7 protein-coding genes are annotated in these 12,107 nt (G+C 61.0%); 3 read left to right on the top strand and 4 right to left on the bottom strand.

What is annotated here, in order from left to right:
- Positions 1 to 9: 9 nt before the first annotated feature.
- Genes uxaC through WKV53_RS04945 form a run of 4 tightly spaced genes read right to left on the bottom strand, consistent with a single transcriptional unit; the run spans position 10 to position 5,868 of the window.
- Entirely contained in the window at positions 10 to 1,425 is a 1,416-nt protein-coding gene (uxaC, locus tag WKV53_RS04960; protein WP_341403245.1) for a glucuronate isomerase, read from the bottom strand.
- Positions 1,422 to 3,053 carry a glycoside hydrolase family 43 protein gene (locus WKV53_RS04955; RefSeq protein ID WP_341403244.1) on the bottom strand — a complete coding sequence of 544 codons (1,632 nt, stop codon included), beginning with the start codon at positions 3,051 to 3,053 and terminating at the stop codon, positions 1,422 to 1,424. The genes uxaC and WKV53_RS04955 overlap by 4 nt, the downstream gene beginning before the upstream one ends.
- Positions 3,050 to 4,456, bottom strand: coding sequence for an MFS transporter (locus tag WKV53_RS04950; protein ID WP_341403243.1), 1,407 nt, complete (start codon positions 4,454 to 4,456; stop codon positions 3,050 to 3,052). The genes WKV53_RS04955 and WKV53_RS04950 overlap by 4 nt, the downstream gene beginning before the upstream one ends.
- Complete coding sequence (locus WKV53_RS04945) at positions 4,453 to 5,868, bottom strand: glycoside hydrolase family 28 protein (protein ID WP_341403242.1); 1,416 nt, start codon at positions 5,866 to 5,868, stop codon at positions 4,453 to 4,455. Before WKV53_RS04945 ends, WKV53_RS04950 begins: the two co-directional genes overlap by 4 nt.
- 356 nt (positions 5,869 to 6,224) lie before the next feature.
- Here WKV53_RS04945 and WKV53_RS04940 point away from each other — a divergent pair, with 356 nt between their 5' ends.
- From WKV53_RS04940 to WKV53_RS04930, 3 genes are all read left to right on the top strand, one after another.
- On the top strand, positions 6,225 to 7,409 hold the full coding sequence (locus WKV53_RS04940; protein WP_341403241.1) for an AraC family transcriptional regulator: 1,185 nt from the start codon (positions 6,225 to 6,227) through the stop codon (positions 7,407 to 7,409).
- A 275-nt stretch (positions 7,410 to 7,684) separates the two neighbouring features.
- Entirely contained in the window at positions 7,685 to 10,981 is a 3,297-nt protein-coding gene (locus tag WKV53_RS04935; RefSeq protein WP_341403240.1) for a malectin domain-containing carbohydrate-binding protein, read from the top strand.
- Between the two features lie 76 nt (positions 10,982 to 11,057).
- Positions 11,058 to 12,092 (top strand): pectinesterase family protein, encoded by a 1,035-nt coding sequence (locus tag WKV53_RS04930; protein ID WP_341403239.1) that lies wholly within the window; start codon positions 11,058 to 11,060, stop codon positions 12,090 to 12,092.
- Positions 12,093 to 12,107: the final 15 nt, after the last annotated feature.

The following is a 12,107-nucleotide window of genomic DNA, read 5'->3' as shown; positions in this document are numbered from 1 at the left end:
CGGGTCTGCTCATGGCATCTCGGGGACTTCGAGGCCGAAGTAGTCTCGGGCATTACCATAGCAGATGTCGCGGACCATTTGGCCTAACAGGCCCATGTCGCGAGGCAGTTCGCCGTTCGCGACGTCGCGGCCGATCAGGTTGCAAAGGATACGGCGGAAATACTCGTGACGCGGATAGCTCAGGAAGCTGCGCGAATCCGTGAGCATGCCGACGAAGCGGCTGAGCAGTCCCAGGTTTGAGAGCGTATTGAGCTGCCACTCCATCGCTTCCTTTTGATCGAGGAACCACCATCCGCTGCCGAACTGGATCTTTCCCGGGACGGTGCCGTCCTGGAAGTTTCCGATCATCGTGCCGAAGAGGTAGTTGTCGGCGGGATTGAGATTGTAGAGGACGGTCTTCGGCAGGCGGTCATCCCGATCGAGCCGATCGAGATAGCGCGCGAGCGCAGCGGCCTGTGGCTGGTCGCCAATAGAATCGAAGCCGGTGTCCGGCCCGAGCTTGCGCAGCAGCCGGGTGTTGTTGTTCCGCAGGGCGCCGAGGTGGAGCTGCTTGGTCCAGCCTTTATCGGCATCGAGATGGCCGAAGAAGATCATCATGAAGCTACGGAAGGCGGAGGCTTCGCCGGGAGTAACTTGGCCGCCGGATCGAGCCCGATTGAAGATGGCTGCGGCGTCGCGCTCGCTGCAGTCCTCCGCATCCACCGCGTTCATTCCGTGGTCGGACAACCGGCCGCCCATCTCGTGGAAGAAGTCGTGGCGTTGCTTCAATGCCGCGAGGAAGCCATCGAGTGTGGCGCATTCGACGCCGCTTGCTGCGGCCAGCTTGTCGGTCCAGGCATTGAAGGTCGCTGGCTGATCGACACCGAGTGCCTTGTCCGGTCGGAAGGTTGGATAGACGCGTGTCCTCAGAGTGCCGTCTTCCTTGATCTTTCGGTGGTGCTCCAGGGTGTCGGTGGGATCGTCGGTGGTGCAGACGACTGCCACGCGGCTCCGGGTCAGCAAGTCATGGACACGGGTTTCGGCGAGTTGCTCGTTGGTGCGTTGCCAAACCGAGTCCGCGGTGCTTTCATCCAACAGATCATCGATCCCGAAGTAGCGGAGCAACTCGAGGTGGGTCCAGTGGTAGAGAGGATTGCGCAGCGTGCGAGGCACGGTTAGGGCGAAGGCATCGAACTTTTCACGATCGGTCGCATCGCCGGTGCAGAAGCGTTCCGCGATGCCATTCGAGCGCATGGCGCGCCACTTGTAGTGGTCGCCCTCCAGCCAGATTTGATAGAGATTGTCGAAACGCCGGTTTGCCGCGATCTGATCCGGCGGAAGGTGGCAGTGGTAGTCGAAGATCGGCTGATGCTTGGCGTGGTCGTGGTAGAGTTCCTGTGCCACGTCGCTGTGCAGCAGGAAGTCTTCGGTGATGAAGGTCTTCATGGACGGGTCGGGCGCGCGGTGCTCCGGGAGTGTTCGCGACTCGCATGATCGTGGACCTCGGCGCCATTGGTGCGATGCTTCCGTTGCTCCGCGGGATGGTGCACCGGCCCGAAGCGGAACCAGGCGAAGTCCGCGTGGCCGGAGGCATCGAGCACATCGGTGGTGATACAGTAGAGTCCGACCTTCGCGCCGATCCAGCGACCCGGAGTGGCTTGGAAGGACGGCCCGATCTGATAGAATGCGGCTTCCGCCGTCGCGACTCCGAGTCGGCAAACGCCGCCCTCGCTGACCTTGAGCTTGAGAACCAGAGCCGGCGCGGAAAGATCGAGCGTGGCCTGAGTCTCTCCCGCAATCGTGAGGTGGAGACGATACATCCCGTCGAGATGCTGGGCGTCGAGGGCGGCCATGTTTTCTCCTGCGACAACAAGTCCCGAATGGAGGGAGGCGTGGCCGTCGGGAAGCTCGATCCGTGTTTCCACCTCGAACTCGCTGGCGGGAAATTTCTGAAGAAGGAGGTTCGGTGCCTTGGCGGTGTCTCCATTGAGTGCAAAGCACGGTCGCAGCCGCAGCTGTCCAGTTCGTTCGGTCAGCGAATACCAGTCGCCTTCGTGGTTCGCGTGCCACTGCCATTGGAGACCGAGTGTGTCGTTCTCGAATTCATCGCTGTCCTGTGGCACCGCGGGGTAGCTTTCGCTGGGAAGCGGCTTGCGATGCTGAAGGACAGGACGTCCGACACCGGTTTCATCCTGTGCCTCGCCGACCAACGGCCAATCGTTCTCCCAATAAACGGGCTGCAGGTGAACAACGCGCCCGTAGAGATCTTTGTCCTGGAAATGGATGAACCACCAGTCGTCGTCTGGAGTATCAACCAACGCACCTTGGTGAGGTCCATTGACGGCGGTGCCGCGTTGCGCGAGGACGATCCTTTCCTCGTAGGGGCCCTGGATGCTGCGAGAGCGGAAGATGCACTGCCAGCCCGTAGCCACGCCGCCCGCAGGAGCGGAGATGTAGTACCAGCCATGCCGCTTAAAGAGCTTCGGCCCTTCGAGCGCAGGCAAGGATGGATCGATCTCGACTACGACCTTTCCTTTCCCGAGCGTGCGGCTGCCATTGGGTGCCATCGGCCGGAGGTGGAGCTTGTTGCGGATGCCGGCGCGCGAGCCAGCGTAGGCGTGAATGAGGTATGCCTTGCCGTCATCGTCCCAGAACGGGCAGGGATCGATGAGCCCCTTGCCCGCGAGAACCAGGTGCGGCGGGGACCATTCGCCCAAGGGATCGGTGGCGGTTGTTAGATAAATCCCTTCATCCGGTGTGGGGAAGAAGATCCAGAACTTGCCGTCGTGGTGGCGGATGGAGGGGGCCCACACGCCGTGGCCGGGCTGAATCTCGCTGTAGCGGGGATGCGGGAGATTCTTCAGCGCGTGATTGACGATGCGCCAGTTCACCAAGTCGCGTGAATGCAGGATCGGCAGGCCGGGGGTGCAATTGAAGCTGGAGGACGTGAGGAAATAATCGGAGCCCACACGGACCACATCGGGATCCGAGTAATCGGCATGCAACACCGGGTTACGATAGGTTCCGTCGCCTTGGTCGGGCACCCAGGGATAAGAATGGCCGGTGGGAGTCATGATTCGGTAAGCGGTTCGGGCATGGGCAGCGCACGCGTTTCCTTTTGAATGCGGGGCACCAGCAGGTGCAGCAGGCCCAGCGAGAGGAGGTACATCAGCGAGAAGTAGGCGAAGACCCACACATAGCTGCCGGTCTCCTGGACGATCATGCCCGTGAACTTGTTGATGAAGCCGCCGGTGAAGTAGCCGACGAAGCCGCCGAGGCCGATGACCGAGCTGATGGCCTCCTTCGGCATCGTGTCGGAAACGACTGTGAACATATTGGCCGACCACCCCTGATGGGCGGAGCCGGCGAGGCCGACGATGAATACCGCGAGCCACACCGAGCCGGCAAACGGCGCGAAGAATACCGGCACTACCGAGAGTGCGCAGATCAGCAGCGCCGTCTTGCGGGCGCGATTGATGTCCCAACCGGCCCGGATGAACTTGGCGGCCAGCCAGCCGCCGGCCACGCCACCGATCGCTGCGAGTGCGTAGAAGGCACCCGTCCACCAGCCGGTTGCCTCCAGGCTGAGGCTGAATTTCTTGTCGAGGAAGTCGGGCAGGAAGAACTGATAGAAGGTCCACGCCGGGCTGGCGAAGATACTGGCGAGCACGTAGGCCCACACGGCGCGGTATCTCAGCAGCGCGAGCCACGGCACCTTTACCTTTTTAGCTTCTTCCACTGGCTGGTCGCCGCGGATGTAGTCGATCTCGGCCTGCTTCACACGCTTGTGTTCGCGTGGTTCGTCGTAGAAGAACCACCAGCCGATCAGCCACAGGAAACCGGTGCCCCCGGTGATGTAGAAGGTCCATTCCCAACCGATATGCGAAAACATCCACGGCACGGCGATCGGGCAAAGCACCGCGCCGACATTGGTGCCGGCATTGAAGCACCCGGTGGCGAGTGCTCGCTCCTTTACCGGGAACCATTCGGCGACCACCTTGATGGCGGCAGGAAAGTTCGCACCTTCGGTAAGGCCGAGCGCGATGCGTGCGAACATGAAGCCCGCCGCGGTCATTGGCATCGCCAGGGTGGCGAGGATGAAGCCTCCTTCCGCCCGCGAGAACCACGGATACTGCATCCGGAACTCCGCGGCATGATCCAGCTGACTCACCAAGCCGTGCGCCATTGCGGACAGGCTCCACAGGAAGACGAACAGTGGCAGGCCGCGCTTCACGCCGAGCTTGTCAATGAAGCGACCCCCTAACAGGTAGCCGAAGGCGTAGGCAAAGGAGAAGGCCGCGGCGATGGTCCCGTAGTCATTGTCGGTCCAACCGAGTTGGCCGCTCAGCGGCTTTTTCAGGATGCTGATGACCAGCCGGTCAAGGTAGTTGACCGCGACCGAGAAGAAGAGCAGGCCGCAGATGATCCAGCGGACGTTTCCTGTCTTTTCCCCGGTGGTTGGAGCTTGAGGGTTCATTTGGATTTCACGGGCTTGTCGTCGTAGTTCTCGCTCTTTAGCCCTTGGATTTCAGCATCGAAATGACGGAGCGCCGGACCCGCGGCGGGAGTGATCGAGACATTGGCGAAGCCAATGTTCTTCGCGTGGAAGACCAGCGCGCCGGTTTCCGCGGAGATTTTCGAGTTCTTGATGGTCACGCCGTCGATCGATTGATCGGGCAAGCCCCACAGGAGGATCGAATTCGGTGAATCGGTGACGGTGAGGTTTTCGATCGAAATGTCGCGCCACACCGGATTGAGAGACTTGCCTTCAGAGGGCTGATCCTCTGACGGATGCGCGGGTGGTTTTGGGTAGTAACTTGTGATCCACACCGGATAGCGCACGTGCTTCATCGCGATATTCCGGTAGTGGATGTCCTCCACCACGCCGCCGCGATCGCGCCATGCCTTCATGCGGATGCCGGAGGTGGTGCCGTCGAAGGTGATGTTCTCCGCGGTGACATTGCGCACGCCACCGGAGGTGTAGCTGCCGATGGAGAGGCCGTGGCCGAAGCCCAGCGTGCAATCGCGGATGAGGACGTTCTCCACTTCCGGCACGCCCTTCTTCCGCGCGGCGCTGCACAGCAGCACGATGTTGTCGTCGCCGGTGCTGATGTGGCAGTGCTCGATCAGCACGTTGTGGACGCTGGAAAGATTCAGCGCGTCGGTGTTCGGCGAGTCATCGGGGGCGATTGCCTTGATGCCGCGGATCGCGAGATCCTGGCAGTCCTTGAAAGAGTAGTGCGTGTTCGGAGGGTCGATGGTCGAGATGCCTTCCACTTCGACGCGCTCGCAGCGGGAGATGGCAATGAGCTGGGGACGACGTGGTGCGTCCTTGATGCCGCGTGCTTTCTCATCGAGGAAGATCTTCCACCAGCGTTCGCCCTGACCCTCGATGGTGCCTTCGCCGCTGATGCGGATGTCGTGGGCATTGCTGGCGGAGAGGAAGGCTGGCCTGCGATTTCCCTCGGCGGGGAAGTCCGAGTTCTGATCGCTCATGACGAGCACCGATGCCTTGGAAAGATGCAGCTCGGTCTTGTTGCCGAGCACGAGTGGCCCGCTCCGGAATCGGCCTGCGGGAAGGACCACACGACCGCCGCCGGCATCGCGCACGGCATCGAGCGCCTGTTGGATTGCGGCGGTGGCTAGAGCAGTCCCATCAGAGGCAGCGACTTCCTTGACGAGGGAGGGGATTTCGGGAGGAGGGATTACTGGAGTGGTATCAGCGCCGGAGGATACCGAGGCGAACAAGGCGACGAGAGCTATTGAAGCCCGCGTTTTGAGAGAGTGGCCGGAGGCGGCAACCTCGTGAGCGAGGAAAACCCTCGCCGCCTCCGGCATCTTCCCTTCGCCGGGGACCACCCAATATGGGCCGACGAAAGCGGCAGGCAATCCGCCGTCGCAACGCGACGGGCGAACTCCAAACCATCCGATGGAAATCTTCGTGAACAAAGGCTCTTGGGTTTTTCGTGCCGGACGTGGGAGGGCTCTCCCGCCCGGCGATTGGTCGTCGCCGGTGTCCGGCAGACGGCGAAAAAATTACAAAGCGGCTCATGGCGCGTAAACGGACCCATTCTGCAAAAGGGGTTGAAAAAAAGGCACCCGGTCGACCTGCAAAACCCGGCAAAGGGTGGCATCCCGGGTAATGCACCCCACGAGATTTGCACGATTTTGGATGAGTCCTTCAAAATTCCGCATTTACTTCTCGGCCCGGCGTGAGGGAGCCTAGGAGACCCAAGTAAACCCACATGAAGAGGCAAAAGAGCGTTCTGCTCGCCCTCGGCTGGCACGATCACCGGTTACTCGCCGGGATCGCGGCCTATGCCGCCGAGCACCACTGGCACATTTCCGCGGCAAGCATCACCAAGGAGCTCGCCATCCCATGGGGATGGAGCGGGGATGGCGTGCTGGCATGGCTGGCGGGCAGCGATGAGCTGTGCGAATTCGTGCAATCGCTGCACAAGCCGACGGTCGATTTCAGCCTACGCCGCGCGAATCTGCCTTTCACGCATGTGGTGCAGGATCATGCGGAATGTGCCCGCCTCGCCGCTGATCATTTCATCCGGCGCGGCTTCAAGAATTTCCTCTTCTACAGCGACTCGGGGAACTGGACCTTCGAGGAACGGGGTGATGGTTTCGTCAGGGCGGTCGCGAAACATGGCCACGACTGCACGTGGATTCGCTGGCACTCGCATAAGTCGTATCGGAAGGGTCGCGGCGAATGGACCGAACGCCGCGCGTGGCTCGCCGCGAAGATCGGCCAGGCGAAGAAGCCTTTGGCCGTCTTTGCCGCGAATGGCACGCTCGCCGTGGAAGTGCAGGAGGTCTGTGATCTTGCTGACATCGCCGTGCCGCAGGAGGTGTCGATCATTGGCATCGAGGATGACTTGTTGCTGCCACAGTCGAGCCAGCGGCCGATCACCGCGGTGGATCCCGATTTCGAAAACCTGGGCTATCAAGGTGCCGCGTGGCTGGACCGCATGATGAATGGCATCAAGGTGGACCCAACTCCGATCCGCATTCCACCGACCCGTATCATCGCGCGACGCAGCACCGACATCACGGCGGTGAATCATCCCGGGGTGGCAAAGGCACTGCGCTTCATCGCCGAGCATTTCAGCGAGAATATCGACATCGACACCGTGGCGCGCACCGCGGGGATTTCGCGCCGTGGATTGCATCAGGCTTTCATCGAGCATCTCGGGTTGACGCCCGGAGAGCATATCCGCTCGACGCGCATCGAGCACGCGAAGCGCCTGTTGGGTGAGTCTAACAACAAGGTGGAATCGGTGGCCTTCCTCTGCGGTTACCAGAGCGTGAACAGCTTCTTCATCGCCTTCAAGCAAGCCTGTGGCATGCCTCCGGGCGAGTTCCGAAAGCAGGCCTTGCTCGGCCGCGTGTTGAAGCAGGATGGCGAGATTGCGGTTGCTTGACCTTGGTGACGATGCAGTCCTGAGGGAGTGGCGGGAGAAGCTTCTGCTTGTCGTGGGAATGGGTCTGCGAGAACTACTATAAGAATCGTAGTAAGTCGCTCGATTCGAGAGTGTAGCAAGCTTCATTTTATCCAATGAGGTTTGCAGCCGCGCACAATTTACGGCGGCAGGGAATGGCTAACATGATCTCCGGATTGGAATTGGAGATCCCGTCGATGACGTCGCGGCTCTCCGTCTCCACGGACCACTAGCCAAACACCTCACGATCCAAACCCATGAAAACTCCCCTTCAGTCCTTCCCGATGCTGCGGCTCGTGGAAGGTCTCTCCCGACGATCCGCCATCATGTCTGTGGGCGGTGCAATCGCGCTCTGCGGCTCCGCTGCGGCGGCCACTGCCACGTGGACCGGAGGCGATGGCTCCGACCCGAATTGGTCGGTCGCTGGAAACTGGTCAGCCGCACCGCTGACCGGCGACGATATTGTTTTCTCCGGAGTCACAAATGCGTTCAACACGAACGACCTCAACACGGCCATCGGTGGCACGATCGCGGTCAATAGCCTCACCTTCGACGCCGCGGCCGAGTCATTCGAGATCGGCGGAAATCCCATTTTCTTCAATGGCAAGACGATCGCCAATAACTCGACGTTCCCCCAGGTCCTCAACGCGCGGTTGCAGGAGAACGCCAGTGGCATCGTGGCTGCGGGAACCGGCGAGCTCGAACTGTTGGGAGTGGAAACCAATACCTTCAGCCACGTCTTCACCAAGAACGGGACCAGCACGGTCAAGGTGGACGGAAGCTACAGCACGGTGGATGGCTCCGGCGGAGCGCCATTCCAGCTCACCGTGAATGCAGGCACGCTGGATTGGGCGGGAGGTATCTTCGGCACGGTGAACGTCAACGCGAACGCGACGCTCCTGTCGACCAACGCCAACTGGCACTACAATACGACGCTCAAACTGAACAACGCCACCTCCACCGTCGGCTTCACGATCAACACGGCGCTAGGTGAGATGGATGCGGTGGCAGGTAGCACCATCAAGAGCCTCGCCGGTGGAGGAACCACGATCATCGATTTCAACCAGGATCCGGTGACCCGGATCAACGACATCGCGGGCAACCTCGTGGATGGCGATGGGGGAGGCAGGCTCGGGGTGTTGCTGGGTTCGAACACGGGTATCCCGCTCGTGAATCTCTCCGGTCAAAACACCTACACCGGCGATACCGAGGTGAGGACGGCCGGCTCCAAGCTGAACCTTCTCAATGGCGGCAAGGTCACGTTCAAGATCGAGCCGGATGGAGTCAGCAACAAGATCTTTGGCCCGGGCTTGGTCTCGCTCAACGGGGCCCTCGACATCACCGGTCTCGACACGGTGGGCACGCCTGCCATCGGCACCAAGTGGGTGCTGGTGCAGTCGCCGAGCGTGACCTACGGCGCGAATTTCACGGTGCCCGGTTTCACTGAAACCTCGCCGGGAATTTGGAGGAAGATTGTGGGGCCGGCCACGTGGTATTTCACGAAGGCCAGCGGCAAGCTCGCGTTCGGCGTTCTTCCCGACTCCGTTTGGGCAGGAGGCAGCGGCGGGAATTGGAGCACGGGGGCGAACTGGACTTCACTCTCGTCGCCGGTGACCAACGATCTCCCCACACTTACGGGTTCCAATACGGCGAGCAACAATGACGTTGCCACTGCGTGGGACACGGTGAACCTCCTCCCTGGAGCGGTACAACTCGCGGGCCTGCGCTTCGATGCGGCAGCGGGATCCTTCAATCTCTCCGGCAACGAGCTCTACCTGAATTCGAAGACCATCCAGAACCTTTCGGCGAATCCCCAGACGATCAGCGCGGGAATCGGTGCCGGTCTCAATGGATTCACCGTGAACACCTCCGCCGGTGATGTCATTCTAACAGGACCACTCAACAACTACGATCCGACGAATTCTTCCAACCGTGCCTTGACCAAGGCTGGAACTGGAAAGCTCGTCCTGAATGGCAGCCAGAACCAAGGCTGGGCGCTCAATGTGACCGCTGGCACGCTGCAGGTGTTCAACCCGGTCACCGCCGGCAAGCAAGTGGGCTCTGGCGGGACGATTTCCGCAGGTGCCACGCTGAGAACGGAGACCTCCGACACTTACACTGCCAATGCATCCGTGGCGGTGAACGGCACGCTGGATGTGGTAGGCGGGGGCGAATCATTTGGCGCCGTGACCGGCACCGGCACCGTGACGAACCACGGTCCTGGCGGTGGAGTCGCGCTCCTCAGTTTCCAGCGGAATAACACCACGTGGGGAGGATCCATTCAGGATGGCGGCAACGTGACAGCGGTTGCTTTCACTGGAACCACCGCCGCCGACACGGTGACCTTCACCGGCCACAACCGGTATACGGGCGATACGACCGTGGGGACAACCGCCACGTTCACGCTGGCCAACGGTGCGTCGATGCTCTTCAAGCCGGGGTCCAATGGCGTGAGCAACAAGATTGCCGGCACCGGCACCGCCAATCTGAACGGCAAGCTGAAACTCGATCTGAGCGCGGCCAGTCCGGCCAATGGCAATAGCTGGTCGCTCGTGGATGTCGGGGCCTTGAGGGAAACCTTCGGTGCGAGCTTCGCGGTTACCGACGCCGCGTGGATCAGTCCCGCCGCCACCAAAGTGAATGCCAGCGCCAACGCGATCGGCGACTTCGTTTCGGGAACCTCCTATGTTTCAGGCGGCAATATTTACACGGGCGGTTCGGGGCCGATCAATCTCACGGGTGTCACTGATCCCGCGCCGGAAGCGGTCTACATTGCCGAGCGATACGGGAACATGACCTATACCTTTGGCGGCCTCACCATCGGCAACAACTACAAGGTCCGCCTGCACTTCGCGGAGGTCTTCCATAACGCCGCGAACAAGCGGAAGTTCGACGTCACGATCAACGGCGTGCTGCAGCTCGACGACTACGACATCTGGGTCGCGGCCGGGAATGCGCAGAAGAAAGCCGTGATCGAGGAACGCACGGTGGCCGCCAATGCCAGCGGGGCGATCATCATCAACTTCGCCAACGTGGTCGACAACGGGAAGATCTGCGGCATTGAGATCATCGACACGCGCCCCGGTTCTCCGACACCGGACTTCGCGAAGTCCGGAAGCGTGTGGACCCGTACCGATGGCAGCAAGACCTGGAGCTTCAACCAGACAACCGGCGTGCTTTCACTCGCCGTCGCCGGGGGAGCTTCAAACTACAGCACTTGGGCTACGGCGAACGGAATATCCGGCGAACCCGGATCCAGCGATCATGACCATGACGGGCTCAGCAATCTCGTCGAATATGCCCTTGGCAAGAGCCCGACCGTTTCCAGCGTGCCCGCCGGAACTTACGCCAGCGGCGCGGTCTCCTTTGCCAAGGGAGCTGAGGCGGTGGCGAATGGTGATGTCACCTGGGCGATCGAGGAGTCCGATGACCTCGGTGTCACGGACCCGTGGGCCGTGGTGACGCCTGCCGTCAATAGTCCGACCGCGATCTCGTATACGCTGCCAGCCGGGAAGGCGAAGGTCTTCGTGCGGCTTGCGGTTCAGCAGCCGTAGCGCTTCGCTACTTCTCATGTCCCCACGGCGGCCCTCGGAAGACGAGGGCCGCTTTTCCTTTTTCTCAAGACACCTAATGAAGCCTTTCCTGCCTGCCTGGTTGCTGGTCTTTTCCTGTGCGATAGTTCCGTGCTTCGCCGATCCGCTTGCCGTTCCGGCATTGAGCGCCCTGCCATTGCCCGCGGACATCGATGCTGTGATTTCCACCGGCAAGGATTCGAAGTTCAAGACCTTGCAGGAAGCGGTGGATGCCGCGCCTGACCATGCGACGAAGCCCTACGTCATCCTGCTCAAGCCCGGTCGCTATCGCTGGCAGCAAACGCTGATTCCGAAGTCGAAGCGCTTCATTCATCTGGTCGGCGAGAATCCTGTGACCACCACGGTTAGCTTTCATCTCAATGTGTATGAGACGTTGAAGGAACGGCGTCTCGAAAATCTCGAGGGGATCACGCTGATCGCACAGGGCGATGACTTCCGGGCCACGAACCTTACCATCGAGAATACCTCAGGTGATCACGGCCAGGCGCTGGCGCTGCGGCTCGATGGCGATCGTTGCGCCGTCCGCAACTGTCGCTTGCTCGGCTGGCAGGATACCCTGATGGCCAATAACGGCCGCCACTATTTCAAAGACTGCTACATCGAGGGCCGTGTCGATTTCATCTACGGATCTGGCACCGCGTTCTTTGAGGGCTGCGAGCTCCGCAGCAAGAACGGCGGCTATGTCACCGCGGCCAGCACGCCGGAGGAGAACCCCTTTGGCTACGTCTTCTCGCACTGCAAGCTCACGGCCGACCCGACACCATGGGATGCCGAAGCTTCCAACAAGAAGCCGCCTCTGGCCTTTCTCGGTCGTCCGTGGCGACCCAATGCCAGCGTGATTTTTCTCCGGTGCGAGATGGGCAGCCACATCCATCCCGACGGCTGGAACAACTGGGACAAGGCCGAGAACGAGAAGACCGCACGCTATGGAGAGTATCAGTCGACCGGTCCGGGTGCGCGGGTGAATTCACGCGTGAAGTGGTCCCGTCAGCTGACCGACGAACAGGCGAAGGCAATTAACGTCGAGAAGGTGTTCGGTGGCTCCGATGGCTGGAATCCAGCGAAGCCTTGAAGGAGCCATGCTTCA

The organism is Luteolibacter sp. Y139 (genome assembly GCF_038066715.1).
Lineage (GTDB): Bacteria > Verrucomicrobiota > Verrucomicrobiia > Verrucomicrobiales > Akkermansiaceae > Haloferula > Haloferula soli.
Note: the sequence above shows the minus strand (reverse complement) of the source record. Positions and strands in the feature narration are given on the sequence as shown.

What these genes read in the sequence shown, in the direction of transcription:
- uxaC (WP_341403245.1), bottom strand. Translation starts at nt 1,425, where the DNA reads ATGAAGACCTTCATCACCGAAGACTTCCTGCTGCACAGCGACGTGGCA.
- WKV53_RS04955 (WP_341403244.1), bottom strand. Translation starts at nt 3,053, where the DNA reads ATGACTCCCACCGGCCATTCTTATCCCTGGGTGCCCGACCAAGGCGAC.
- WKV53_RS04950 (WP_341403243.1), bottom strand. Translation starts at nt 4,456, where the DNA reads ATGAACCCTCAAGCTCCAACCACCGGGGAAAAGACAGGAAACGTCCGC.
- WKV53_RS04940 (WP_341403241.1), top strand. Translation starts at nt 6,225, where the DNA reads ATGAAGAGGCAAAAGAGCGTTCTGCTCGCCCTCGGCTGGCACGATCAC.
- WKV53_RS04935 (WP_341403240.1), top strand. Translation starts at nt 7,685, where the DNA reads ATGAAAACTCCCCTTCAGTCCTTCCCGATGCTGCGGCTCGTGGAAGGT.
- WKV53_RS04930 (WP_341403239.1), top strand. Translation starts at nt 11,058, where the DNA reads ATGAAGCCTTTCCTGCCTGCCTGGTTGCTGGTCTTTTCCTGTGCGATA.